Source organism: uncultured Bradyrhizobium sp. (assembly GCF_936928535.1).
GTDB lineage: Bacteria > Pseudomonadota > Alphaproteobacteria > Rhizobiales > Xanthobacteraceae > Bradyrhizobium.
On the sequence record NZ_CAKZHY010000095.1, the window covers coordinates 138172 to 163898 of the forward strand.

Genomic DNA, 25727 nt, shown 5'->3' on the forward strand with positions numbered 1-25727 from the left:
ATTCCGGGTTCGGTCCTGCGGGCCGCCCCGGAATGACGGTGCCAAATCAAAAACACCTCACCTCGGCCTCGGCCTGCGCCCGGCGCAAATCATTCACGGCCGCATTCGCCTGCTCGGAGGTCCGGAACTGGGTGCCGAGATTGCCGCGAACCTGGGACATGCTGAGCGCGGTTTCCGCAGTGACATAGCGCTCGTAGGGAACGATCGAGGCGACCACGTCGATCGAGCAGGAGCATTGCTCGATGGCCTGCCGCGTCTCGCCATTGGCTTTCATGCAGCCATAGACATATTCCGCGCGTGCCGACGTCGGATAATCGTTGGCCTCTTCGCCCCTGGCCACGCACACGGTTGCCCCGAGCACGACCACAGCAGCGACAACAGGTCGTAGCCGTCCCGCAAAACTCATGAGCATCCTCCCGCTGGTTGCGAGGGAAGCTATGCTATGCGTATTGTCCTGAAAAGCACTCTCTAGAGGAAATGGCTCACAAGGTGATGAGAGTTTTGGCACGAATCATAGTGCCGGCGATGATGCTGGTGCTGGGCACGCCGGCCCACGCCGCCGACACCATCCGCCTTGCGGTGCAGAAGACCGGAACGTTCTCCTGGGAACTGGCAACGATCCGCGAGGCCGGTCTCGACAAGGAGGCCGATCTGTCGCTGGAGGTCACCGAGCTTGCCAGCCCCGAGGCCGGCAAGATCGCGCTGCGCGCCGGCAATGCCGACATCATGCTGTCGGATTGGCTCTGGGTGTCGCGCGAGCGCGCGCTCGGCGCCAAGCTGACCTTCTATCCCTATTCCAGCGCACTCGGCGCGGTGATGGTGCCGGCATCCTCACCAATCAAGACGCTCGCCGATCTGAAGGGCCACAAGCTCGGCGTCGGCGGCGGCCCGATCGACAAGAGCTGGCTGCTGCTGCAGGCGCGCATGAAGCAGGACGGCATCGACCTCAAGTCGGATGCGACCATCGTCTATGGCGCGCCGCCTCTGATCGCCGCCAAGGCGCTCGATGGCGAGATGGATGCGAGCCTGAATTTCTGGAATTTCTGCGCCCAGCTCGAGGCCAAGGGTTTCAGGCGCCTTGCCGGCATCGAGGAGATCTTGCCGAAACTCGGCGCCAAGGGCGCGGTCTCCGCCGTCGGTTATGTCTTCGATGAGGGCTGGGCCGCGAGCCATCGCGACGCTGTGACGCGGTTCATCGCCATGACCCGCAAGGCCAAGCAGCTGCTGGTCACCTCGGATGCAGCCTGGGACAAGATCGCCCCGCTCACCGGCACGACCGATCCGGCCATGCTCAGGACATACCGCGATCGCTATCGCGACGGCATTCCGCGCCGGAGCATCAATGACGAGGAGGCGGATGCGCGCGTGCTCTATCGCGTGCTGGCCGAGATCGGCGGCCACGATCTGGTGGGACCGGCGGCGGAGATCGATCCCGGCACCTTCTATCACGCCGTGCTCGGAGACTGAGGTGCTGCGCCTTCTGTCGATCGCCCTGTTGCTTGCGATCTGGTGGATCGCCGCGCTGTTCGTCGGCGGTGCGAAACTGCCCGCCCCGCCTGTCGTCTTCCACGTCATCCTCACGGAAGCCGCGAGCGGCGCGCTGTTCCTGCATCTCGGCGCCACGCTCGCGCGCGTCGCGCTCGCTTTCGTGCTGGCGATGTCGCTCGGCAGCGCCATCGGCTATTTGATGGGACGGGTGAAGCTCGCCGACCGGCTCGGCGATCCCTGGCTGATCCTGCTGCTCAATCTGCCGGCGCTGGTGGTGATCGTGCTGGCCTATATCTGGGCCGGGCTCACCGAGGCCGCGGCGATCGCAGCGATCGCCATCAACAAGCTGCCGACCGCGGTCGTCACCTTGCGCGAAGGCACGCGTGCTCTCGACCGTTCACTCGACGAGATGGCGGCGGTCTTTGCGATGCCGCGCTGGCGCGCATTCCGCCATGTCGTGCTGCCGCAGCTTGCACCCTATATCGCGGCCTCGGCCCGCTCCGGCCTGTCGCTGGTGTGGAAGATCGTGCTGGTCGCCGAGCTGCTGGGACGGCCGAACGGCGTCGGTTTCGAGATCGGCGTCGCCTTCCAGCTATTCGACACGCCGCGCCTGCTCGCCTATTCCCTGACTTTCGCCGCGGTCGTGCTCGTGATCGAGACGGCGCTGGTGCAGCCGTTCGAGGCCCGCGCAACGCGGTGGCGGCCCCGTGCGGCTTGAGGTCGAGATCACAGGCAAGACCTACCGGAGCGCTGCGGGCGGACCGCACGAGGTGCTGGCTCCGCTGAAATTCGCGCTGCAGTCCGGCGAAGTCGGCGTGCTGATCGGCCCCTCCGGCTGCGGCAAGAGCACGATGCTGCGCATCATCCTCGGGCTCGACCGCGAGTTCGAGGGCCATGTCGCGCGCCCACCGGAGGCGCGGATCGGCATGGTGTTCCAGGAGCCGCGGCTGTTACCGTGGCGATCGGTCGAGCAGAATGTGCGGCTTGCTGCGCCTGAAATTACCGATGCCAAGCTTTCGGAGCTATTCAGGATCCTCGAGCTGGAAGCGCACCGCAACCACTTTCCCGGCGAATTGTCGCTGGGCCTCGCCCGCCGCGTCGCGCTCGCCCGCGCCTTCGCAGTCGAACCCGATCTGCTGGTGCTCGACGAGCCCCTCGCCTCCCTCGACGATGCGCTCGCCGGCCGCCTGCGCGACGAGATCGCGACGCTGGTGGCAAGCCGTGCCGTGATGACGCTGCTCGTCACCCATAGTCTCGACGACGCCATCCGCCTCGGCGACCGCCTGTTCTTCCTGTCGTCGCGCCCCGCACGCATCGTGCAGGAGGTGCCGATCTCGATGCCGCGCGCAGAGCGCAGCGAGGTCGAGCTCGCCAGGATCAGGGCGGAGCTTGCGGCCTTGCTGCTTGAATCGAAATGAGAACTCGTGGTCAACTGCGTCGTCAGAGATTGTCCTGGGGAGGTCACCATGCGCCGTCAGCTGATTGCAATCGGCATCCTGTTGGTTGCAATGCCGGGCATGGCGCTCGCGCAGACCAAGGGCAAGGGCATCCGGCTCTGGAATTTGACCAGCGAGACGATCTCCGGCTTCCAGCTCGCCCCATCAGGAAAGACCGATTGGGGCCCGAACCAGTGCCTGAACGACAAGGACAAGGAGGTCGACCACGACGAACGGCTGCGCATCACCGGCGTCGAGCCCGGCCGTTATGATGCCAAGGTCAGCTATCCCAATTCACGCCAATGCATCGTCCGCGACATCGAGATCAAGGCCGACGCTGTGTTCTCGATCGCCGACAAGGATCTGAAGGACTGCACGAAGTAACGCGCCTCACGCCTTGTCGTGCGTGTGCGGATATTCACAGCGCCAGCGCACCGCCTGCCATTTCGGGTGATCACCGATCCATTGCGCGATATAGGGCGGTGCGGCCATCGAGCATTGCGCCGGCGAGCCGCCAAAGTTGAACACCAGATGCTGCTCCTCGCAGGTCGCAGGCGAGAGCACCGCACACACAGTCACCACCAGGTCGATCGGATTCATGCCGGGATCCTCGCGCGGAAGCGATTGAGACTAGCACAAAGGGCTACGATTCCCGCAGCTGGAAGTTTCAAACGAGCGTGAGAAACGAACGGGGAACCGCTCAACTAGAAGTTAATCCCGAACACGATCCGCGCCTGGTGGCGCTCGAAATTGACGAGGTCGAGGTTGGCCCCCGATCCGGCCGGACGGCCCCAGGCCTGCATGCTCCAGCTCAGGGTCAGCCGCGATTGCTCGGAGATCTGGAAATAGGCTGTCGGTCCGACGAACAGGGCCTGGCCTGAGAACTCGCCAAGGCCAATGCCTTCATATTGGCGGAAGTAGCGCAGCTCGCCGCCGAGCAGGATATCCGGACGCACACGCACCATGCCGGCGAAGGCGGCGCCGATGGTCGAGCTCTTCTCCGACAGTCCTGAGACCTCGAAGCGCGCCCATTCCGGCTGGTAGATCAGATTGAGCGCGCCGATCACGAAGTTCGGAATCAGCTCGCGATCGAAGGCGAGCGTGAAATCGGTGCCGTACATCCGCCCCTTGGCGCCGCTGACCTCGTCGATGCGATCGCCGTGGGTCTCGGCCGCGACTGTGAAGCCGAACGGCGCGGTCTCGCGGTCCAGCAGGCGGTAGCGCAAATCGAGCGAGAGGCCCTGGAAATTGAACTGGCGACGATCATCGATATCGGGGACGCCGGTGATGTCGTGCAGCGTCGCGGTGCCGCCGACTTCGACGCGAAAATTCGGCAGCGGGACGACTTCAATCTCGACCTGTTGGCTGAGCGCGCGGTAGGTGCCGCTGCCTTTGCCGAAACGCCCGGTGGTCTCGGTCTGCAATTCGCGCTCGCCGGGATTGCCGACGTCGCTGCCGATCATGAAGCCGAAAATGTGCTCGGTGTCGAAGCCCTCTTCGGCGCCTGCGCTTGATGGCGCGAGCGCGACCATGCACGCAACCGCAGTCCAGAATGTGGAGCCCCCAAAGCGCATGCAGAACACTACCACGGCTCCGAGGGCATCTGCCATCGAAGCCGTGGCGGGTCGTCAGTCTTACTTGCGCGCAGCGCAGGCGTACATGTTGATTTCCATGCCGACCGGCACTTCCACGATCTTCGGAGCTTTCCAGGCCATTCGGGGTCTCCCCAACTCTTGAGCGCGACATCGCGCCGGGCAAAACCTAGGGCTGCCTCAAGCACAGCGCAAGTCTGGAATCGGACTGCGGACACAGCGAAGTATCGCGTAACACACGCAAATTTCGCTCTCGGGCAAACCGCCTTCGCTCCCAGTCAAGCGCGGCCGGCCTCAGTGCAACAATCGCAGCAATGCGCGCCCTGCACGCGAATTCAGCTCTTTGGCGTCGAGCGTGCCGTCCTTGTCGGGATTTGCCGCGTTGAAACGCTGCTCCACAACGGCGAGATATTCATCGAGCGTCAGCGTACCATCATGATCGGGGTCCGCGGCGGCGAGTTCTTTCGCCGATAACCGTCCGCGCAATTCGCGTACATCGAGCGTACCGTCATGGTCCGGATCGAGCTTGGCGAACAGCGCGGCTGCGGCCTTCTTCACCTCGGCCAGGTCGAGCGTTCCATCGTTGTCGGTGTCGAACATCTTGAGCGCGCTGCCGGAGGCCGACCAGGCCGGGCCGGACACCACGGCAAATGTGAGCGCAAGCGCAACTGAGCGACGCGATATCATTTTGACCTCCCTGATCATGAGCCCCGATTCGCCGGGGATCGCGACAGCATAAGTCCGCAAGCCGGCCTCGGTTCAACTCGAATTGCCATGGTCACCCCGACGAAACCGGGGCACCGCCAAGAATTTTCTTGCGACACCAATCTTCGCGCCACGGAAATTGATGCAGCGCATTCGCGCAAGACGCGCAGGAAACGCCGGGAATTACCGCATCAAGCCTGGCATCTGGCGTCCAAGCTATCAGCAGCGCGCTTTCGACTTTCGTATTGACGGTTTTTGCTTTCCGACCGAGTGTTGCAATCGCAGCGTCAAAAGGCGCGCATATTTGGAGGAACGGATGAAACGTTTTGCGATGGCCGCGAGCCTCGTCATCTCCGCATGCTCGGTTGCGAGCGCACAGACGACCGATCAATTGGTCAAAGGCGCAACCGATACGTCGAACGTTCTCAACTACGGGATGGGCTACAATCTTCAGCGCTTCTCGACGCTGAACCAGATCAATAAAGACACCGTCAAGAATCTCGTCCCGGTCTGGAATTACTCCCTCAACGACGATCGCAGCGAGGAATCGCAGCCGCTGGTCTACCAGGGCGTGATCTATGTGACCTCTCACAATGCGACCATGGCGGTGGACGCCAAGACCGGCAAGCAGATCTGGAAATCCAAGATCGAATATCCGGCGGAGACCCCGCGCATCGTCTGCTGCGGCATCATCAACCGCGGCGGCGCCCTGTTCGACGGCAAGCTGTTCCGCACCACGCTGGATGCCAACGTCATTGCGATCGACATCAAGGACGGCAAGGAGCTGTGGCGGCAGAAGGCGGCCGACATCAAGGAAGGCTACTCGATGACGGTCGCCCCGCTGGTTGCTGACGGCGTCGTCATCACCGGCATCTCCGGTGCAGAATTCGGCACCCGCGGCTTCATCGACGGCTGGGATCCGGCAACGGGCAAGCACCTCTGGCGCACCCATTCCGTCCCCTCGCCGGACGAGCCCGGCGGCGACACCTGGAAGGGCGACACCTGGAAGCTCGGTGGCGGCTCGACCTGGATCACGGGGTCCTATGATCCCGAGCTGAACACGGTCTATTGGGGCATCGGCAATCCCGGCCCGTTCAACGCAGCCGTGCGTCCCGGCGACAATCTCTACACCTGCTCCGTGCTGGCGATGGATCCCAAGACCGGCAAGATCAAGTGGCACTACCAGTTCTCGCCGAACAACCCGTTCGACTATGACTCGGTGGCCGAGATGGTCCTCGCCGACATGAATGTCGAGGGCAAGCCGACCAAGGTGCTGATGGATGCCAACCGCAACGGCTTCTTCTACGTGCTCGACCGCACCAACGGAAAGGTGCTCGCCGCCAATCCTTACGTGAAGGTGAATTGGGCAACCGGCGTCGACCTGAAGACGGGCAAGCCGATCGAGACCGACGTCGTCAAGGACGCCCGCGACGGCAAGAAGGTCACCGTCTATCCGTCGATCCTCGGCGGCAAGAACTGGGAGCCGATGTCGTTCAATCCGCAGACGGGCCTTGCCTACGCCAACACGCTCGCCTTCGGCGGCAAGTACAAGTCGGAGCCTGTCACCTTCAAGCAGGGTGAATGGTATCTCGGCATGGACCTGACCGATCCCTGGGAATGGGGTGACGGCGCGCGCGGCCATCTGAAGGCGATCGATCCGATGACCGGCAAGGCGAAGTGGGAGGCGGCCAGCGACATCCCGCGCTTCTCCGGCGTGCTGTCGACCGCGGGCGGCGTCGTCTTCACGGGCGCGCTGACCGGCGAGTTCGAGGCCTTCGACGCCGACAGCGGCAAGAAGCTCTGGCAGTTCCAGACCGGCTCCGGCATCGAGGGACAACCGGTGACCTGGCAGCAGGACGGCGTGCAGTATGTCGCCGTCACATCCGGCTACGGCGGCGTCTACTCGCTGTTCTCCGGCGACGAACGTCTGGCCAAGGTGCCGCCCGGCGGATCGCTGTGGGTCTTTGCGGTGAAGCAGTAACGGCAAGACACGTTGAGGCACATATCTCACAAGACGGTGGCGATTCTCGCCACCGTCGCGGTGCTGACGGTCGCGCTTGCGGCGACCGTTCGTGCTGCGGACGATTCGAACGGCAATCCGCTGCAGGCGCAGATCGACCACGGCAAATCGACCTATGCCGAAAAATGCTCGCACTGCCACGGCCCCAATCTGATGAACTCCGGCACCATCACACCGGACCTGCGCGCCTTCCCTGATGACAGGACGCGTTTCGTCACCACCGTGAAGAACGGCAAGAACAACAAGATGCCGCCCTGGGGCGATATTCTGAGCGACGACGACATCGGCAACCTCTGGGCCTTCATCTCGAGCCGGAGGAAGCCATGAGGCACCGGCTTGCGGCGCTTGCGCTCCTGACGATGCTCGCTGCCATGGCGCCGGCGGCCTGGACGTCAGCTTGGGCAGCCGATCCCCTCGCCATCTGTCTCGACGAAGACCGCCCGCCGCTCTCGGCGCATCGCAAGGGCAAGCCGGACTCCGGCTTCGACGTACTGCTTGCGCAAGCGATCGCGGGTCGGATGGGGCGACCGCTGAAAATCCAATGGTTCGAGAGCAAGCTGGATGAGGATTCCAGTCCGCAGCTCGAGGCCAATGCGCTGCTGTCCGACGGACGCTGCTCACTGGTCGGCGGCTATGCGCTGACGACGGATTCGCTCGTCAAGCCCGGCATGAAGACGGCGCGCCTGCCGGATTTTTCCGGCGCCACGCGTGAGGACCACCGCCGCCGGGTCGAGCTCGGCGTGCTGGCGCCGAGCCAACCTTACGTCTATTCGCCGATGACCGTCGTGCTCGGTCCGAAGGCGCGCGAGCGCAAGATCGGCGACATCGGCGATCTCGCCGGGCTTCGCCTCGCGATCGAAAGCGGCTCTCTCGGCGATGCCATCCTGATGACCTTCGACAAGGGACGGCTGATCGACAGCATCACCCACCTCGTCCCCGGCCGCGACGACCTGCTGGGCGCGCTCAATCGTGGCGATTATGACGCGACCCTGATCGACCTTGCCCGTTACGACGCCCATCGCGCCGCGCATCCCGATACGGCCATCAGCGCCTCCGGCTATTATTATCCGATCGGCGCCAATCGCGGCTATGTCGGACTTGGCAGCGATCCTGCCTTGATCGAGGGCGTCAACAAGGCGCTGGCGGAGCTTGCCGCCGAAGGCCGGATCGCCGAATTCGGCAAGCAGGCCGGCCTGACCTATCTGCCGCCGCGCGAGCCCGCGATCCTCGGCGATGTCTGGACGAAGATCATTCAGCGGTGATCGTCATTCCGGGGCGCCCGTAGGGCGAACCCGGAATCCATCTTGCCACGAAGCACGCGGCCCGATGGATTCCGGGCCTGCGTGCTTCGCACGCATCCCGGAATGACGGAGGCGGCGGTTGCCGGCGAATGCAGCTGCTCCGACTCGCCTAGCTGCGGTGTGAACCGTATGATCAGGGCATCTCATCCGCCCCTTGGTGCCCCGTGAATTCCCCCACCGGCTCACCCTCGCCCAGCCTGCGCGACGTCCTTTCCCGCGAGGTCAAGACCCGCGAGCTGCTGCGCGCGCTGATCGTCGTCGGCTCGTTCGTAACGGCCTATTTCATCTCGGGCGAGACGGCGCTGCTGAATTTGGGACTGATCGCGGTATCGCTGCTCATTCCGGCACTGCGACTGGGCCTTCCGCCGAAAGCGATCGCCTGGCACTATCTTGCGATCCTCGTGACGTTCGCCGCACTCTTCCTTGCGGCCCCCGTCAAACCGCTGTTCGTGGTGCTGACGGCGCTGGCCGGCTTCCTTGCGGTCGCGGGGACGCGCTATGGCGAGCATTTCCGCACACTGGGAAACTGGGTCTTTATCCCGGCCGTCTACCTCGCCTGCGAGGTGCGCGAAGGCGTGAGCGCGACGGAGGCGCTGCGACATGCGGGTATCATCATCGGCTCCTCCCCGGTTGCGCTGGCGCTGGTCTGCGCCATTCAGATCTACGATCAGCGGCAGCGGGGTCATGCTGCAATATCGTTCGGGCCACCAGCAAGCGAGTGGCTCCTGCCCGCATCGGCCACTGCCTTGGCCGTCTTCGCGGCAGCGGCACTGGTCGAGATCCTGGATCTGGCCCAGGGACAGTGGGTGATGTGGTCCGCGGCGAGCGTCGTGGTCGGCGACCTCTCCGCCTCCTCCGACAAGCTCAAGCAACGTGCCATCGGCGCATTCGTCGGCGTACCCTTGGGCTTTCTTGCCGGCCTTGCATTGACGCAAAGCCGCGTCGGCTATGCACTTGCGGTCCTCGCGGCCACGCTGACGCTGATCTCCTTCGCCCGCTATATCGTCGGCTTCGGCCTGCGCTGCTTCTTCATCGCGCTGGCCGCATCCTTTGCCGGCGGCGCCAGCGGCATCGCGGAGGAGCGCGTCGCCAATGTGGTCATTGGCGGCGTATTCGGGCTCGTCGCGGTGGCCCTGACCGACATCGTCTGGCAGCGCCTGGTCCGCCCCTCGCGTCCGACCAAAGCCTAATGCCGGGAATGCATTTGGCGGCTATGATTTGCATCGATCGCGGAAGACCCGTCTCGGACATGAAAGGCTGCTCGCATGAGACCTGATGCCGTCGCCGTGGGCGCCCTGGTCATCCTGCTTTTTCCGATGGGCTATTTCCTGCTGGCATCGCCGGCATTCCTGCTGGTGAAGCTCGACATTCCGCCGGTCACGCAGCTGCTGCGCGGGATGTTCAACATCCAGTTCAGAATGATGAGCGTTGCCGGATTTATTGGGACGGCGGCCTTCCTCCCGGCGCAACCGCTGTTCGCGGTCGGCATCGGCCTGATGACGGCCTTCGCGATCTGGGGACGCCCACGTTTCATGCAGCAGATGGATGACCAGCTCAGCGCCAGAGACGCGGGCGATACGGATGCAGTGCGCCAGCTACGACGGCTGCACTGGAGCGGCATGCTGTGCAACGCAGCCCTGATCGCCGCTGTTGTCGCCAGTATTCCCTACGTGGCCATGTCGACGTAGGGATCGGGCGCCCTCAGGTTTCGTCCGCCGCGACGGCGCCCTGCTGTGCCTTGTGGATCGAGGACGGCACCACGCCGAAATACTTCCGGAACACGCGGCTGAAATGCGATGAGCTGGAGAAACCCCAGGAGAATGCGACGTCCGTGATGGTCTTGCCACCGTGGGCTTCGAGCTCCTGACGGCAGTTCTGCAGGCGCGCCTGCCAGATGTAGTCACTCACCGTGGTGCCGCGCTCGGAGAACAGCATGTGCAGATAACGCTTGGAGCAGCCGAGCTCGGCGGAAATCTGGTCGATGCATAGATCCGGATCGCGCAGATGTTCGCGGATGAAGAATTGGGCACGCACATACATCGCTTCGGGTCCGACCCGATCGAACATCGTGTCGGCTTCGCGCAGCGGCAGCAGCAAGAGGTCGATCAGCGAATCGGCAACGCCGACCGCGCTGTTGGCCGACAGCTTCGCCGCCTCGTCGAACGTGGCATGGACAAAGTCATGGGCGATCCGCCCCGTGCCCGTCTTCGCCGTCAGCTTGCAGGCCGGCATGCGCTGTGACGGGAAGCCGCGATCACGCAACAGCGCCTTCGGGACGATCACCACGTCGTGGCGTGTGAAGGCGGGACTGACGATCAGATGCGGACAGGAGACGTCATAGGCGATGATGTCGCCCGGGTTCAGCTCGATGTGGCGGCCTTCCTGTTCGAAGTAGGACACGCCGTAGGTCTGGAAGTGGATCTTGATGTACGGGTGTTCATTGGCCTTGGCGCGCGCGAGCGTGTGCGCGATCCGATGCTGGCTAACCTCGATCTGACAGAGCTTCAGCCGCGAGACCGTGGTGTAGTCGATGCGCCCTTCGAGCGAGGATGCCTCCAGGGGATCAACGTCGAAGTGACCACACAGACTCGTCAGTCCGTCGACCCAGCTCTGGATCTGTCGCTTGGGCGTCAGTCCCGTCGTCGAGAGCGTGTGAATTGTGTCGGACATTAATCCAGCCACTGGTGGTACCCGGAGATTCGACGCGAATCGCGGCCAGCGCCTGCTGGAGCCCTCAGCCATGATTGCGTGACGTTTACCTCAAATTTGGGCGGTCTTTTGAACGAGCGCCATCGTTCCGTTGCCACCCTTGACAGTTAATCCTCCGCCTTAGTTGCACCGCCGTCAAGGGGAACCTGAGCGTTGAGCATGGCGCCGCGCCGCAGGGAAGCCGCTGAATTCGCTACCGCAAAATCAAAAACTTTGCGTTCGTGCGCTGTCGAGCAAAGCGGGTTCACTCTTGGGCAAGTTTCCCGTTGACGAAGTCGTTAGGGATTGCGGCAGGAACAAAAAGAACGGGCCGCTCCTGCACGTGGACCCGTAGCTCTCATCAGGAGGAGGAAACAGCACAGCATCGTTTCTGGTCCCCAACGTGACCGCCCTGCACGAGCAGACGCCGGACGTGAAGCCCGGTGATTAAGCAATGCTTCGGAAACAATAAACGAGACCAACGGAGGAATGACTATGCGCAAGGTGCTACTGGCGACCTTTCTTGGCTCCGCGGCGGCTCTCGCCGTCGGGACCGCGTCGGCCAATGACGAGCTGAACAAAATGTCGCAGAACCCGAAAGACTGGGTGATGCCGACCGGCGACTACGCCAACAACCGCTACTCCAAGCTCAATCAGATCAACGCACAAAATGTCGGCAAGCTCCAGGTTGCCTGGACCTTCTCGACCGGCGTGCTGCGCGGCCACGAAGGCGGCCCGCTGATCATCGGCAACATGATGTACGTCCATACGCCGTTCCCGAACAAGGTCTACGCCATTGACCTTTCAAACGAGAACAAGATCGTCTGGAAGTACGAGCCGAAGCAGGATCCGAACGTCATCCCGGTGATGTGCTGCGATACCGTCAACCGCGGTCTCGCTTTCGGCGACGGCAAGATCTTCCTGCATCAGGCCGACACCACCCTCGTCGCACTCGACGCCAAGACCGGTCAGGTCGCATGGACCGCGAAGAACGGCGATCCGAGCAAGGGCGAGACCGGCACCTCGGCACCGATGGTCGTCAAGGACAAGGTGCTGATCGGCATCTCCGGCGGTGAGTTCGGCGTGCAGGCTCACATGACTGCCTACGACATCAAGACCGGCAAGGTCGCCTGGCGCGGCTATTCCGAAGGTCCCGACGATCAGATCCTGGTCGACGACAAGACCACCGCACTCGGCAAGCCGATCGGCAAGGATTCCAGCCTGAAGACCTGGCAAGGCGATCAGTGGAAGATCGGCGGCGGCGCCACCTGGGGCTGGATCTCCTACGATCCCGAGCTGAACCTGATCTACTACGGATCGGGCAACCCCTCGACCTGGAATCCGAAGCAGCGTCCCGGCGACAACAAATGGTCGATGACGATTTGGGCGCGTAACCCGGATACCGGCGTTGCCAAGTGGGTCTATCAGATGACGCCCCATGACGAATGGGACTATGACGGCGTCAACGAGATGATCCTCTCGGATCAATCGGTCAACGGCCAGGCCCGCAAGCTGCTGACGCATTTCGATCGTAACGGCCTCGGCTATACGCTCGATCGCACCACCGGTGAGCTTCTGGTCGCCGAGAAATACGATCCGAAGGTGAACTGGACCTCCGGCGTCGACATGGACAAGAACTCGCCGACCTATGGTCGTCCGAAGGTGCTCGACGCAGCTTCGACCGACAAGGCGGGCGAAGACCACAACGTGAAGGGCATCTGCCCGGCCGCGCTCGGCACCAAGGACGAGCAGCCGGCAGCCTACTCGCCGGACACGCAGCTGTTCTACGTTCCGACCAACCACGTCTGCATGGACTACGAACCGTTCAAGGTGAGCTATACCGCGGGCCAGCCCTATGTGGGTGCGACGCTCTCGATGTATCCGCCGCAGGGCGATACCAACATGGGTAACTTCATCGCCTGGGACGGCAAGACCGGCAAGATCGTGTGGTCGAACAAGGAGCAGTTCTCGGTCTGGTCGGGTGCGCTCGCCACCGCCGGCGGCGTGGTGTTCTACGGCACGCTCGAAGGCTACCTGAAGGCGGTCGATGCCAAGACCGGCAAGGAGCTCTACAAGTTCAAGACTCCGTCCGGCATCATCGGCAACGTCACGACCTATGAGAACGGCGGCAAACAGTATGTCGCAGTGCTCTCCGGCGTCGGCGGCTGGGCCGGTATCGGACTGGCAGCAGGTCTGACTGATCCGACCGCCGGTCTCGGCGCTGTCGGTGGCTACGCGGCTCTCAGCAACTACACGGCACTCGGCGGTACGCTGACCGTGTTCTCGCTGCCCAACTAGCCTCTGTTCAGTCTCGCTCCGGCGCGTGGATCAGCTCCACGCGCCGGCTCGTCTCCACCTGATGCCTTCGAGGAACATCTCTTGCGTAAAATCTGCTCTGTCATTGCTGCGATGATCTTCGTTGCGTCCGGGGGAATTGCTGTTGCGGACGGATCGGGCGATCCGACTGCCGTCAAACAGAATGAAACCGGCGAATGGCTCGATAAGGACGGCAATCCGACCTACAAGATCAACGGCGACAGCGTCGACTGGTACACCTACTCCGGATACCGCCGCTATCACTCGGATTGCCATGTCTGCCACGGACCGGATGGCATGGGCTCGACCTATGCGCCCGCACTGAAGGATTCGCTCAAGACGATGAGCTATGCCGACTTTCTCGGCATCGTCGCCTCCGGCCGCAAGAACATCTCGACCGCTTCAGAGAACGTGATGCCGGCCTTCGGCGATAATCCGAACGTCGCCTGCTACATGGACGATCTCTACGTCTACCTGCGCGCCCGCTCCAACGACGCTTGGGGCCGTGCCCGTCCGGGCAAGCACGAGGACAAGAACGACGCCTATACCAAGAATGAAGACTCGTGCATGGGCAAGAAGTGAACGTTTGCAGCCGGCCTGAGACTTACGTCTTGGCATCCTGCGAGAATTTGAGGAGTTACCGATGAAGACACGTGCCGCCGTGGCTTTCGAAGCCAAGAAGCCGCTGGAGATCGTCGAAGTCGATCTGGAAGGGCCGAAGGCCGGCGAAGTCCTGGTCGAGATCAAGGCGACGGGCATCTGCCACACCGACGCCTATACGCTCGACGGTTTCGACAGCGAAGGGATCTTCCCGTCGATCCTGGGCCACGAGGGCGCAGGTATCGTGCGCGAGATTGGCGCAGGCGTCAGCTCGGTGAAGCCGGGCGATCACGTCATTCCGCTCTACACGCCGGAATGCCGGCAGTGCAAAAGCTGCCTGAGCCAGAAGACCAATCTCTGCACCGCGATCCGCGCGACGCAAGGCAAGGGCGTGATGCCCGACGGCACCAGCCGCTTCTCCTACAAGGGCAAGCCGATTTACCACTATATGGGCTGCTCGACCTTCTCGAACTTCACGGTGCTGCCGGAGATCGCGGTGGCGAAGATCCGCGAGGATGCCCCCTTCGACAAGAGCTGCTACATCGGCTGCGGCGTCACCACCGGCGTCGGCGCCGTCGTCAACACCGCGAAGGTCACTCCCGGCTCCAACGTCGTCGTGTTTGGCCTTGGCGGTATCGGGCTGAACGTGATCCAGGGCGCCAAGATGGCTGGTGCCGACAAGATCATCGGTGTCGACATCAACGACTCCAAGGAGGAATGGGGCCGCCGGTTCGGCATGACCGACTTCGTCAACCCCAAGAAGATCACCGGCGACATCGTCCCGCATCTCGTCACCCTGACCGACGGCGGTGCCGATTACACCTTCGACTGTACCGGCAACACCACAGTGATGCGTCAGGCGCTGGAAGCCTGCCATCGCGGCTGGGGCACCTCGATCATCATTGGCGTTGCCGAAGCCGGCAAGGAGATCGCCACCCGTCCGTTCCAGCTCGTCACCGGCCGCAATTGGCGCGGCACCGCCTTCGGCGGCGCCCGCGGCCGCACCGACGTGCCGAAGATCGTCGACTGGTACATGAACGGAAAGATCCAGATCGATCCGATGATCACCCACACGCTCAAGCTCGAAGACATCAACAAGGGCTTCGAGCTGATGCATGAGGGCAAATCGATTCGTTCAGTCGTCGTGTTCTAGCTCAAGCGTCACACCCAAGGAGGATCGGCCATGACTGTTGCACTCCATCCATCGATCGATAACGGCCTCAAACAAGGTACCGGGCACTTTGCCGGCGGCACGCTCGCCTGCAAATGCAAGGACCATCAAGTCAAGGTCGGCATCAAGGGCGACGTGGCGCACAACCACGCCTGCGGCTGCACCAAGTGCTGGAAGCCGCAGGGAGCGACCTTCTCGGTCGTCGCCGTGGTGCCGCGCCAGAACGTTACCGTGCTCGAGAACGGCGACAAGCTCCAGATCGTCGACGCCTCTGCGGTGATCCAGCGGCACGCCTGCAAGGCCTGCGGCACCCACATGTACGGCCGCATCGAGAACAAGAACCATCCGTTCTATGGTCTCGATTTCATCCATCCCGAGCTGTTCCAGGAGCAGGGCTCGCAGGCGCCGCAATTCGCCGCCTTCGTGTCCTCTGTCATCGAATCCGGCGTGAAGCCCGAGCAGATGGCCGGCATCCGATCGCGGCTGAAGGAAATCGGCCTCGAGCCCTATGACTGCCTGTCACCGGCCCTCATGGATGCGATCGCGACCCACGTCGCGAAAGCCAAGGCTGCCTAACAAAGGCTGCCTAACAAAGGCCGCCTGACGAGGCTGCCGCACAAGGCCGCTTGACGATGCCCCGTCCGCTCGCTGGTTCGCCAGCGAGCTGGATGGCTGCGGCTCTCGAATAATCGCGGCCATCTTGCCGCCTTTGCACTTTGCGCATGCGAGCGCGTTCCGCTCCCTCAGTCCTGGTCTTTGAATGACTGCGCAGTGCGCCCGCTTCCGCCGTGAAGTCAGCGCGCCCTGCGATTCTCCCTCCCTCGACTGAGGACGACTGCTTCGTCCGCCCAGTCCCTCTGGCGGACGAAGCTTTTTTCCCTGCGCCTTCGATTTTGTGATCGACCGTCGCGCGACGCCTTGCCGCGCCCTGCTTTTGACAAACCCCCGATGCAATCTTTTCACGTCGAGAACAGCTGACTAAGAACACTTGGCTGTGAACACCGATCCGAGGCGATTCCTGCTACGGTCGCGTCGTCACGATGCCGCGCGAGTTCAATCAAATAAGAACAAAACGGGAGGTATCGAACACATCCGGACATCACGAGTCGCATTCCAGCTTCCTGCCGGGACCTGCCCGTGTGGGACGACGCGCCGGAATGCGATCACACGACGCGACGGACATTGCGCCGACGGAAATCGGCAATGTTGAAATCAACAAGCTTATGAAGAGCGAGGGACGATCATGATCAAGGTGAAGATCAACGGCCAGGAACAGAGCTGGGACGGCGACCCGGATCTCCCGCTACTCTGGTTCCTGCGCGACGAAGCCGGGCTGACCGGCACCAAATTCGGCTGCGGCCAGGCTCTGTGCGGTGCCTGCACCGTCATCGTCGACAAGGAGGCGGTGCGCTCCTGCATCACCTCGATCAACGATGTCGCGGGGCGCGAAATCACCACGATCGAGGGGCTGCATCCGGACGGAGATCATCCCGTCCAGAAGGCCTGGCGCCAGGTTAACGTTCCCCAATGCGGCTTCTGCCAAGCCGGCCAGATCATGCAGGCTGCTGCACTGCTGATGGACAATCCCAAGCCGTCACACGACCAGATCCGCGAGGCGATGTCCGGCAACATCTGCCGCTGCGGCTGCTATCAGCGCATCGAGAACGCCGTCCATCTCGCATCGACGGGAGTGTGACATGAATTTCATCGACAATCCCCGAAAGCTTCGTGGCTTCGAAAAGCACGTCAAGGTCGAGAGGGTCTCGCGTCGCAGCATCCTGAAGGGGCTCGGCGTCACCGGCGGCTTCGTGCTCGCCGCACCCGTGATGTCGCGCCCGGCCTTCGCCTATGAGACCGGCGCCGGCAAGATGCCGCACGGCGTCGTGGTCGATCCGCGCGTCTTCGTTGCAGTTGCGCCTGACGGCACCGTCACCATTGTCGCGCATCGCTCCGAGATGGGCACCGGCGTGCGAACCAGCCTCCCGCTGATCGTGGCCGAGGAGATGGAGGCCGACTGGTCCAAGGTCAAGGTGCAGCAGGCTCATGGCGACGAGGTCAAGTACGGCAATCAGGACACCGACGGTTCGCGCAGCACGCGGCACTATCTGATCCCGATGCGCCAGATTGGCGCCTCCGCTCGCACCATGCTGGAGCAGGCCGCGGCCAAGCGCTGGAACGTGCCGGCGACTGCAGTGAAGGCGGTCAATCACGAGGTCGTCCACAGCGCCAGCGGACGCAAGCTCGGCTTTGGCGAGCTCGCTGCCGACGCCGCCAAGGAATCGGTGCCCAGCATCGAAGGCCTCAAGCTGAAAGACCCGAAAGACTTCCGCTATCTCGGCAAAGGCCAGGTCAGCATCGTCGATCTCCACGACATCACCACCGGCAAGGCCCGCTACGGCGCAGACGTGCGCCTCCCGGGCATGAAATATGCCGTGATCGCGCGTCCGCCTGTGACCGGCGGCAAGGTCACCTCGTTCGATCCCGAGGCGGCGCTGAAAGTGCCCGGCGTCGAGAAGGTGATGAAGGTTCAGGGATGGCCGTGGCCGTCGAAGTTCCAGCCGCTCGGCGGCGTCGCGGTGATCGCGCGCAACACGGGCGCTGCGATCAAAGGCCGCGACGCGCTCAAGCTGGTCTGGGACGACGGCGCCAACGGCAAATACGACTCGGTCGCCTACCGCAAGGAGCTCGAAGAAGCCTCGCGCAAGCCGGGCCTGGTCGTGCGTCAGGAGGGCGACGCGGACGCTGTGCTGAAGACCGCCGCCAAGGTCGTCGTCGGCGAATATTACCTGCCCCACCTCGCCCATGTCAGCATGGAGCCGCCGGTGGCGGTCGCCGACGTCAAGGGCGACAAGGCGGAGATCTGGGCGCCGGTGCAGAGTCCCGGTGGCACCCGTGAGGACGTTGCCAAGACACTCGGCATTCCCGAGGGCAATGTCACCGTCAACGTGACGCTGCTCGGCGGCGGTTTCGGCCGCAAGTCGAAATGCGACTTTGCGCTCGAGGCCGCGCTGCTGTCGAAAGAGCTCGGCGTACCGGTGAAGGTGCAATGGACCCGTGAGGACGACATCCACCACGACTTCCTGCACACCGTCTCGGTGGAACGGATCGAGGCTGGCCTCGACAAGGACGGCAAGGTGGTCGCCTGGCGCCACCGCAGCGTGGCGCCGACCATCGCTTCGACCTTCGCGGCCGGTGCCAACCACGCGGCGGCGTTCGAGCTCGGCATGGGTCTCGTCGACATGCCGTTCGAGATCGCCAACATCTCCTGCGAGAACCCTGAGGCCGCGGCGTTCACCCGCATCGGCTGGTTCCGCTCGGTCTCGAACATCCCGCGCGCCTTCGCGGTGCAGTCGATGGTCGGCGAGATCGCGAATGCGACCGGGCGCGACCAGAAGGAGACGCTCCTTGCGTTGATTGGGAGTCCGCGCATCGTCAAGCCCAACGTGAAGGACCTCTGGAACTACGGCGAGCCCTATGACAGCTATCCGATCGACACCGCGCGCCTGCGCAAGGTGGTCGAGCTGGTCGCCGACAAGGGCGAATGGGGGCGGACGGTGCCAAAGGGCCACGGCCTCGGCATCGCCGTGCACCGCAGCTTCGTCAGCTATATCGCCACCATCGTCGAGGTCGCCGTGGACGAAAAGGGCAAGCTGACGGTGCCGCGGGTGGATACTGCGATCGACTGCGGCACCTATGTCAATCCAGAACGCATCGCCTCGCAGATCGAGGGCGCCGCGATCATGGGCCTGAGCCTCGCCAAATATGGCGAGATCAGCTTCAAGGACGGCAAAGTGGAGCAGAAGAATTTTGACGGCTTCCAGGTCGTCAGGATCGACGAAGCTCCCCTGGTGACGAACGTCCATATCGTGCCGCCCGCATCAGACACGCCGCCGAGCGGCGTCGGCGAGCCCGGCGTGCCTCCGTTCGCACCGGCGCTGATGAACGCGATCTTCGCCGCTACCGGCAAGCGCATCCGCGCGCTTCCGATCGGGAAGCAATTGGAGGCGTAGCGGGAACATCCGGCGGCCTCGCGCCGTTTCCATCGATCTGACAGGAGCAGATCGATGACCAACATTCCAAGGGCGCTCGCAGTCTCGCTACTGTCGAGCGCCTTTCTTTTGACCACTGCAACCGCATTCGCTCAGAGCACCACGACCACGCCGCCGACCACGGCGACGCGTCCCACAGCGCCGGACCAGAGCTCGCTCCCCAACGCCACCGCCCCGCCTGCCACAACCACCCAGACCACCGGGCAGAGCAGCACCGATCCGAAGGTTCGGGAGATGAATCAGAAGGAGAAAGACAAGGTCGATCGGCAGGGGAAGTAGGCTCGGCGTACTCGCACGATAGCTCCCGCCGTCATGGCCGGGCTTGATGAATTCGTGGCGACACGCAAAATGCGGCGGACGTTACCGTCCGCCGCATTTGCCCCCTGTCGCTCCGCGTCTCTCGATCCGCCTGCGGAGCTTATTTCTTCAGCGCGAACACCCAGATCACGCCGCCTTGCGGCACGTTGGACTCGATGCCGATATTGTTGGTCGCAAGCGCGTCCTGGATACGCTGCGCGTCGACGCCCCAGCCCGACTGGATCGCGACGTACTGCGTCCCGTCGATTTCATAGGACATCGGCATGCCCATGATGCCGGAGTTGGTCTTCTGCTCCCAGAGCAGCTCGCCGGTCTTGGCGTTGAAGGCGCGGAAGTTGCGGTCGTTGGTGCCGCCGGCGAAGACGAGATCGCCTGCGGTTGCCGTCACCGATCCGAACATCTGCGACTTCGGGAAGTTGTGCTGCCACATCTTCTTGCCGGTCGCCGGATCCCAGGCCTGGAGTTCGCCGAAATGATCGGCGCCCGGCTTGGCCTTCAGGCCGATATCCTCCGGCTTGGTGCCGAGCCAGAGCTCGCCGGGCTTGAGCGGGATTTTCTCGCCGGTGAACCCGCCGCAGAAATTCTCGTTGGCAGGGACATAGACGAGGCCGGTCCTCTGGCTGTAGGCCGCCGACGGCCAGTCCTTGCCGCCCCACAATGACGGACAGAACTCGACGCGCTTGCCCACCGCAGGCTTGTGATCGGGATCGACGATCGGCTTGCCGTTCTCGTCGATGCCCTTCCAGACGTCGGTCGAGACGAACGGCCAGCCGGCGACGTAGTTGATCTTGGTCGGCGTGCGTTCGAGCACCCAGAAGATCGCATCGCGACCGGGATGGACCAGGCTCTTGATGTTGCGGCCGTCGCGCTGGAGGTCGATCAGCATCGGCGCGTCGACCTCGTCCCAGTCCCAGGAATCGTTCTGGTGATACTGGTGATAGGTCTTGATCTTGCCGTTGCCGGGATCGAGCGCGAGCACCGACGAGGTGTAAAGGTTGTCGCCGGGATGCATCTCGCCGGGCCACGGCGCGGCGTTGCCGACGCCCCAATAGATCGTCTTGGTATCCTTGTCATAGGTCCCGGTCATCCAGGCCGAGCCGCCGCCGTTCTTCCAGTCGTCGCCCTGCCAGGTGTCATGACCGGGCTCGCCCTCGCCGGGAATGGTGAAGGTCCGCCACAGCTCCTTGCCGTCCTTGGCATCGAAGGCCGCGACATAGCCGCGCACGCCGAACTCGCCACCGGAACCGCCGACGATGACCTTGCCGTCGACGATCAGCGGCATCAGGGTCATGTACTGACCCTTCTTGTAATCCTGCACCTTGGTGTCCCACGCCACCTTGCCGGTCTTGGCGTCGAGTGCGACGACGTGATCGTCGGTTGTGGCGAGATAGAGCTTGTCCTCCCACAGGCCGACGCCGCGGCTGGTCGGATGCAGCTGGAACAGATCGTCGGGGAGTTGCCGCTTGTAGCGCCAATATTCGTCGCCGGTCTTCGCATTCAGCGCGATCACCTGCCCCATCGGCGTTGCCACGAACATCACACCGTTGTTGACGATCGGCGGCGCCTCGTGGCCTTCGACGACGCCGGTGGCGAATGTCCAGACTGGCGTGAGATCCTTCACATTCGAGGTGTTGATCTGGTCGAGCGGGCTATAGCCCTGCCCGTCATAGGTGCGGCGGTAGAGCATCCAGTTGCCGGGTTCCGGATTCTCCAGGCGCTGCTGGGTGACAGGCGCGTAATTCTCGATCGGGCCGGCGATTGCGGCGGTCGAAGCGACACACGTAAAGGCGACGAAGCCGGACAGCAGTAATTGCTTTCTGGTCATGGACGTTTCCCCTTTTCATCCGATTGAATTCTTGTTGTGAATTCTTGTCGTTCGTCCCGAAATCCGCCCCTCGGCGGATGCGGCCTCTCGTGACGCGGGCATATCCCGCCATCCATCATCCCGGCTGCGCGCCACCTACCTTTCCGATGAAGCCACCCGCAACGCTGAGCGAGCCGTCAGCGAGCGCCAGCGGCAGCGCGGCGAGCCGCCGCGGCGCCGGGCCGAACACCACCTGCGCGCCTTCACGCGGGTCGTATTCGGAGTTGTGGCACATGCATTTGAACACATCCTTCTCGCCGACATCGCTCTTGACCCAGGCGGTGACAGGACAGCCTGCATGAGCACAGATTGCCGAATAAGCGAGGATGCCGTCGACGGCTCTGGCTTTGGTTTGCTCGTCGAGTTCGGCGGGATCGAGCTTGATGATCAGGAGTTCGTTGAGCCGCGAGGCGCTGCGGACCACCGAGCTCTTGGGATCCTGCGGCCAGGCATGAACCGGCGGTCCGCCGAGCCTCAGGTCAGCTGCCTTGATCAGCTTTCCTTCGCTGTCGCCTTCGGAGAAGACAAGGAGGTCGCCCTTTTGCGGCCGCTCGTCGGAGCCGGGTGCGTCCTCGCCCGCACGCGCAACCGCGGAACAGCCGAGACAGGCAGTGGTGGCGAGCGCTCCGAGCAGCAGCGCTCGCCGCGTTTGCTCGGCGCAGGCGCATGTCTCAGCTTCGCGCGAGGATGACGATGCGATGTTGGATGATGCATTCGACATGCATGCTAGCAGGCGCTGGAACTCTGCCGAAATGAAGGCGAAGAGTTGGCGCCGCAGTGCATCAATATGGCTTTACTCGCTTTGATTGAACACGATTGCACGCATTCAAAAGCGTTTTTGCCATTTCAACGTCATGCCGCGCGATCGGCATGATGATTTTGCAGATCAGGTCGATGCTGCAGGAATTGGTGCGGCGCGTTGCTTGCAGCACGCCATGCAACCGTGAAGCGATTCAACTGCACGTTCTAAAGGCAGCTTTGCACGTTCAGGACCGCAGCACGTGTCTCGGCGATGCGATGCGGCCGGCGATGGTGGCGGACGCCATCTCGAAACTGTCGGCGATGCGACGCGCCCTGTCGATGAAGAGGCTAGCCGCCGGCGGCGGGCAGACCTCGCGCGCGGTCCGTTCGAACAGGTCGAGCCAGCGGTCGAAATGATCGCCGGAGAGGCTGAGCGGCATATGCGCCCGCATCGGCGAGCCGTGGTAGCGGCCGCTCATCAGCACGACAGAGGACCAGAAGTCTTTCAGCTTGGCGAGGTGCTCGTCCCAATTCTGCACGATCCCGAACACCGGCCCCAGCAACGCATCCTCACGCACACGTCCGTAGAAGCGGGTGACCAGTTCCCCGATCATTTCCTCGGTGATCCCGGTGCGCTCGATCGCGTCCTGGGTCAGCAGGTTCCGCCGCGCGGCCGCCGCTTCGCGCTCGGCCTTCAGTCGATCCGACATGTCGCTTGTTTTCCGTCTTCGTTGTTCCCGCGAGCCGCCCGTTCGACATTGTCGAACCAATTGCGCCGACGTCTTTGTCGTAGCGCAAATTGCGGGATTGAGCGGCGGGCGTTTCGAGCCCGCCGCCCGCGCCGAGATCAGGCGCCGTAGCTGTAAAAGCCCTGCCCGGTCTTGCGGCCGAGATGGCCGGCGTCGACCATTTCCTTGAGCAAGGGGGCCGGACGGTACTTAGGATCATTGAAGCCCTTATAAAAGACCTCCATCACCGACAGCATGGTGTCGAGCCCGACGAGGTCGGCGAGCGCCAGCGGCCCGATCGGGTGGTTGCAGCCGAGCTTCATGCCGGCGTCGATTTCTTCCGCGGTCGCGATGCCCTCCTGGAGCGCGAAGATCGCCTCGTTGATCATCGGGCACAGGATGCGGTTGACGGCGAAGCCGGGGCTGTTCTTGGCGGTGATTGCCACCTTGCCGACGCGCTGGGCGAAATCGAGCGCCTTGGCGTGGGTATCGTCGGAGGTCTGCAGGCCGCGGATGAGTTCCAGCAGCTGCATGACCGGAACAGGGTTGAAGAAGTGCATGCCGATGAAACGGTCAGGGCGATCGGTCGCCGCCGCAAGCTTGGTGATCGAGATCGACGAGGTGTTGGTTGCAACCAGCGTGCGCGGCGACAGCGTGGCGCAGAGGTCCTTCAGGATCTTGACCTTCAGCTCCTCGTTCTCGGTCGCAGCCTCGATGACGAGATCGCAATCCGACAGCTTGGCGCGATCGGTGGTGCCGGTGATGCGCTTCAGCGCCGCCTCGCGGTCATCAGCCGAGATCTTCTCCTTCTTGACCAGGCGCTCGAGGCTGCCGCCGACGGTCGAGATGCCGCGGTTCACCGCTGCATCGGAGATGTCGACCATCACGACCGACAGCCCGGCCGCGGCGCAGATCTGGGCGATGCCGTTGCCCATGGTCCCTGCTCCGATGATGCCAACGGTATTGATCATGGAATGACGTCCTTCTCGTTGAGCGGGCCCCGCCTGAGCAGGCGTGCCCGGTTTTAACCCGAATTTCGAGCCGCGGGCCGCACGAGTGCTGCACCGCATCCAGGCTCTTCCTTAACGCATCCGTGGCGAGAATAAAGCCGCCTTTCCGCTGGCAAAGGGCATGATTTGGCGGTCTCGCGGCCCGATCGGCCCGAGTTTTGCGGCTCGACTCGCGCCCCGCAATTGCCGAGGGGCTCTTAGAACTTCAGGGTGGTCCGGAGCCCGAAGACCGCGGCATTTTTGAGCGCTCTGCCGGCGAAAGGACTGGACGGGAGGGGAGCGCCTCCGCCGGGATGAACGATGTATTGAAAGTTCGGCTGGACCGTCCAGCCGTCCCTAACCTGATACTGGTAAACAGCCGTGAGCAGCCCCTCGAAGTTTCGTACCGGCCAGTCTGGAGCAATCAACGCCCGATAATCCGCATCGAGCGCCTGCGTACGCTTCGACACATGGGCATAGCCAGCGGCGATCCCGAACTTGTCGTCGGGGCGGCGATCGTCGAGACCGATGAACTCGATGCCGCTGTCGGCGTAGAGGTCGATCAGGTTGCGATCGGCCGGTGCGCCGGAAACGCGGGCAAAGACACCGATGCCGCGGTCGTCGCTGTGAGGCATGCGATAGATCTTCTGCTCGATGACAGCCCAACCGCCGATATCGCCGGAGAGCAGCAGCGGCGCGCCGCTGCTCGCGGGCGAGGCGAGCGATACCCCGTTGGACGCGAATCGCTGGTCGGCAAAAGAGCCGAGGTGACGCCAGCCGCCGAGCTTGATCTGCCCGGCCGGATTGGGATCGCCCTTCGTGTTATTCCAGGCGTACTGAATCTGGCCGAGCAGAAGCGGCGGATCGTTGACGCGGAAGTTCACGCCGTAACGGTTGCGCTCCTGGGGATCACCGGGCCCGGGCCCGGCTTGGTCGCCATCAAAGAGCCCGCCGAGTACGGAGAGCTGGTCTGTGACGTTGACGAGAAGCCTCACGCCCATCGCGGCCAGCGGCGGCGACGGGCCGCCGCTCGGCAGGTCGAGCGAGGTGATCGCCGGCCAGCCCATCGAGGCGTTGGTGAAGATGTCGGTGTATTTGGTGTTGAAGAACTCGCTGTCGGCCGCGAGCTGGCCGAGCTTCAGCGAGACTTTCTTCTCGCCCCACTGCTTTTCGAAATAGGCCTCGTACAGGCGGGTCGAAGGCAACGCCTCGATCCCGCTCACGACCAAGAAATTCTGCAGATTGTCGCGCGACAGGCCGTTGCCGTGAATCTGGAACATGTTGGCATGGAAGGTGAGCTTGTCGAGGCCCACCAGCTTTTCCAGGTCGACGTCGACAGCGAGGTTGAGGCGGCCCTCATAGATCGTTCCCTGCTTGACGCCGCCGGACGTGTTGCCAAGCACCTCGCCGATATAGGTCGCAGCGAACTTCACCCCGTATTTCTGGAGCGGGTTCGGCAACAGGCCGAGCGTCTTCTCCTCGACGGTGCTCTCGCCCGTATCGGGGTCAGCCGGCTTGTCGTCGTCCGTCTTCTTGTCTTCCTGCGCCGCGGCCTGGACCCCGGCCAGCAGATATCCACCTGCCAGCAGCGCCAACAGAAACCGCAACGCCCCGCCTGATGCTACCTGCCCCCCACTCATCGTCAGCGAGTGGGACACGTCCAAGATGCGGTTTCAAGGGCAACTTGTTCGTGGAACCACGATTCATGATAATGCTGCAAC

Annotated in this window: 27 protein-coding genes; 16 read left to right on the plus strand and 11 right to left on the minus strand. The window is 63.2% G+C overall.

The features are described from left to right. Positions 1–46 precede the first annotated feature (46 nt). Positions 47–406: a hypothetical protein gene (locus Q0687_RS18100; RefSeq protein ID WP_298879220.1), complete on the minus strand. Its 360-nt coding sequence runs from the start codon at positions 404–406 to the stop codon at positions 47–49. 86 nt (positions 407–492) lie between these two features. On the opposite strand from Q0687_RS18100, the gene Q0687_RS18105 reads away from it, so the two are divergent. Genes Q0687_RS18105 through Q0687_RS18120 form a run of 4 tightly spaced genes read left to right on the plus strand, consistent with a single transcriptional unit; the run spans position 493 to position 3308 of the window. Beyond that, the gene (locus tag Q0687_RS18105; RefSeq protein WP_298879499.1) at positions 493–1467 is read left to right on the plus strand and encodes an ABC transporter substrate-binding protein; all 975 of its coding nucleotides are present in this window, start codon (positions 493–495) and stop codon (positions 1465–1467) included. 1 nt (position 1468) lies between these two features. Beyond that, a complete protein-coding gene (locus Q0687_RS18110) occupies positions 1469–2206 on the plus strand; it encodes an ABC transporter permease subunit (RefSeq protein WP_298879223.1) in 738 nt (245 codons plus the stop codon). Continuing rightward, positions 2196–2906: an ATP-binding cassette domain-containing protein gene (locus Q0687_RS18115; protein WP_298879226.1), complete on the plus strand. Its 711-nt coding sequence runs from the start codon at positions 2196–2198 to the stop codon at positions 2904–2906. The genes Q0687_RS18110 and Q0687_RS18115 overlap by 11 nt, the downstream gene beginning before the upstream one ends. A 48-nt stretch (positions 2907–2954) precedes the next feature. Next, positions 2955–3308 carry a hypothetical protein gene (locus Q0687_RS18120; protein ID WP_298879229.1) on the plus strand — a complete coding sequence of 118 codons (354 nt, stop codon included), beginning with the start codon at positions 2955–2957 and terminating at the stop codon, positions 3306–3308. Positions 3309–3314: 6 nt separating this feature from the next. Here Q0687_RS18120 and Q0687_RS18125 read toward each other — a convergent pair whose 3' ends face one another. The 4 genes from Q0687_RS18125 to Q0687_RS18140 all read right to left on the minus strand — a co-directional run bounded on the left by Q0687_RS18125 (position 3315) and on the right by Q0687_RS18140 (position 5203). After that, positions 3315–3524: a hypothetical protein gene (locus tag Q0687_RS18125; protein WP_298879230.1), complete on the minus strand. Its 210-nt coding sequence runs from the start codon at positions 3522–3524 to the stop codon at positions 3315–3317. 104 nt (positions 3525–3628) lie between these two features. After that, positions 3629–4534, minus strand: coding sequence for a hypothetical protein (locus Q0687_RS18130; RefSeq protein ID WP_363323956.1), 906 nt, complete (start codon positions 4532–4534; stop codon positions 3629–3631). 24 nt (positions 4535–4558) lie between these two features. Continuing rightward, positions 4559–4639, minus strand: coding sequence for a pyrroloquinoline quinone precursor peptide PqqA (gene pqqA / locus Q0687_RS18135; protein ID WP_012029362.1), 81 nt, complete (start codon positions 4637–4639; stop codon positions 4559–4561). A 171-nt stretch (positions 4640–4810) separates the two neighbouring features. Continuing rightward, positions 4811–5203: an EF-hand domain-containing protein gene (locus Q0687_RS18140; RefSeq protein WP_298879236.1), complete on the minus strand. Its 393-nt coding sequence runs from the start codon at positions 5201–5203 to the stop codon at positions 4811–4813. A 334-nt stretch (positions 5204–5537) separates the two neighbouring features. On the opposite strand from Q0687_RS18140, the gene Q0687_RS18145 reads away from it, so the two are divergent. The 5 genes from Q0687_RS18145 (at position 5538) to Q0687_RS18165 (ending at position 10230) form a co-directional block, all read left to right on the plus strand. Beyond that, positions 5538–7202 carry a methanol/ethanol family PQQ-dependent dehydrogenase gene (locus tag Q0687_RS18145; RefSeq protein ID WP_298879239.1) on the plus strand — a complete coding sequence of 555 codons (1665 nt, stop codon included), beginning with the start codon at positions 5538–5540 and terminating at the stop codon, positions 7200–7202. Positions 7203–7214: 12 nt separating this feature from the next. Then, the gene (locus Q0687_RS18150; RefSeq protein ID WP_298879242.1) at positions 7215–7568 is read left to right on the plus strand and encodes a cytochrome c; all 354 of its coding nucleotides are present in this window, start codon (positions 7215–7217) and stop codon (positions 7566–7568) included. Continuing rightward, positions 7565–8503 carry a transporter substrate-binding domain-containing protein gene (locus tag Q0687_RS18155; protein WP_298879243.1) on the plus strand — a complete coding sequence of 313 codons (939 nt, stop codon included), beginning with the start codon at positions 7565–7567 and terminating at the stop codon, positions 8501–8503. Before Q0687_RS18150 ends, Q0687_RS18155 begins: the two co-directional genes overlap by 4 nt. Positions 8504–8706: 203 nt before the next feature. Beyond that, positions 8707–9732 carry an FUSC family protein gene (locus tag Q0687_RS18160; RefSeq protein ID WP_298879245.1) on the plus strand — a complete coding sequence of 342 codons (1026 nt, stop codon included), beginning with the start codon at positions 8707–8709 and terminating at the stop codon, positions 9730–9732. A gap of 75 nt (positions 9733–9807) precedes the next feature. After that, complete coding sequence (locus tag Q0687_RS18165; RefSeq protein WP_298879247.1) at positions 9808–10230, plus strand: hypothetical protein; 423 nt, start codon at positions 9808–9810, stop codon at positions 10228–10230. Positions 10231–10243: 13 nt separating this feature from the next. Here Q0687_RS18165 and Q0687_RS18170 read toward each other — a convergent pair whose 3' ends face one another. Further along, a complete protein-coding gene (locus Q0687_RS18170; RefSeq protein WP_298879249.1) occupies positions 10244–11212 on the minus strand; it encodes a helix-turn-helix domain-containing protein in 969 nt (322 codons plus the stop codon). Between the two features lie 513 nt (positions 11213–11725). Here Q0687_RS18170 and xoxF5 point away from each other — a divergent pair. The 7 genes from xoxF5 to Q0687_RS18205 all read left to right on the plus strand — a co-directional run bounded on the left by xoxF5 (position 11726) and on the right by Q0687_RS18205 (position 19645). Next, entirely contained in the window at positions 11726–13528 is a 1803-nt protein-coding gene (gene xoxF5 / locus Q0687_RS18175) for a lanthanide-dependent methanol dehydrogenase XoxF5 (protein WP_298879252.1), read from the plus strand. A 111-nt stretch (positions 13529–13639) separates the two neighbouring features. Next, positions 13640–14128 carry a c-type cytochrome, methanol metabolism-related gene (locus Q0687_RS18180; protein ID WP_298879502.1) on the plus strand — a complete coding sequence of 163 codons (489 nt, stop codon included), beginning with the start codon at positions 13640–13642 and terminating at the stop codon, positions 14126–14128. A gap of 61 nt (positions 14129–14189) precedes the next feature. Beyond that, positions 14190–15299: an S-(hydroxymethyl)glutathione dehydrogenase/class III alcohol dehydrogenase gene (locus tag Q0687_RS18185; RefSeq protein ID WP_298879254.1), complete on the plus strand. Its 1110-nt coding sequence runs from the start codon at positions 14190–14192 to the stop codon at positions 15297–15299. A 30-nt stretch (positions 15300–15329) separates the two neighbouring features. Beyond that, entirely contained in the window at positions 15330–15893 is a 564-nt protein-coding gene (gfa, locus tag Q0687_RS18190) for an S-(hydroxymethyl)glutathione synthase (RefSeq protein WP_298879256.1), read from the plus strand. 667 nt (positions 15894–16560) lie between these two features. Then, on the plus strand, positions 16561–17013 hold the full coding sequence (locus Q0687_RS18195) for a (2Fe-2S)-binding protein (protein ID WP_234679756.1): 453 nt from the start codon (positions 16561–16563) through the stop codon (positions 17011–17013). Position 17014: 1 nt separating this feature from the next. Beyond that, the gene (locus Q0687_RS18200; RefSeq protein WP_298879266.1) at positions 17015–19327 is read left to right on the plus strand and encodes a molybdopterin cofactor-binding domain-containing protein; all 2313 of its coding nucleotides are present in this window, start codon (positions 17015–17017) and stop codon (positions 19325–19327) included. Positions 19328–19381: 54 nt separating this feature from the next. After that, a complete protein-coding gene (locus Q0687_RS18205) occupies positions 19382–19645 on the plus strand; it encodes a hypothetical protein (protein WP_298879267.1) in 264 nt (87 codons plus the stop codon). A 139-nt stretch (positions 19646–19784) separates the two neighbouring features. Here the strand turns inward: Q0687_RS18205 and Q0687_RS18210 are convergent, their stop codons facing one another. From Q0687_RS18210 to Q0687_RS18230, 5 genes are all read right to left on the minus strand, one after another. After that, positions 19785–21509, minus strand: a complete 1725-nt coding sequence (locus Q0687_RS18210; protein ID WP_298879270.1) for a methanol/ethanol family PQQ-dependent dehydrogenase — start codon at positions 21507–21509, stop codon at positions 19785–19787. A 115-nt stretch (positions 21510–21624) separates the two neighbouring features. Next, positions 21625–22269 carry a Rieske 2Fe-2S domain-containing protein gene (locus Q0687_RS18215; RefSeq protein WP_298879273.1) on the minus strand — a complete coding sequence of 215 codons (645 nt, stop codon included), beginning with the start codon at positions 22267–22269 and terminating at the stop codon, positions 21625–21627. 265 nt (positions 22270–22534) lie between these two features. Then, positions 22535–22999: a group III truncated hemoglobin gene (locus Q0687_RS18220; RefSeq protein ID WP_298879275.1), complete on the minus strand. Its 465-nt coding sequence runs from the start codon at positions 22997–22999 to the stop codon at positions 22535–22537. A 137-nt stretch (positions 23000–23136) separates the two neighbouring features. After that, positions 23137–23988 carry a 3-hydroxybutyryl-CoA dehydrogenase gene (locus tag Q0687_RS18225; RefSeq protein WP_298879276.1) on the minus strand — a complete coding sequence of 284 codons (852 nt, stop codon included), beginning with the start codon at positions 23986–23988 and terminating at the stop codon, positions 23137–23139. Between the two features lie 236 nt (positions 23989–24224). Beyond that, complete coding sequence (locus Q0687_RS18230; RefSeq protein ID WP_298879504.1) at positions 24225–25646, minus strand: carbohydrate porin; 1422 nt, start codon at positions 25644–25646, stop codon at positions 24225–24227. Positions 25647–25727: the final 81 nt, after the last annotated feature.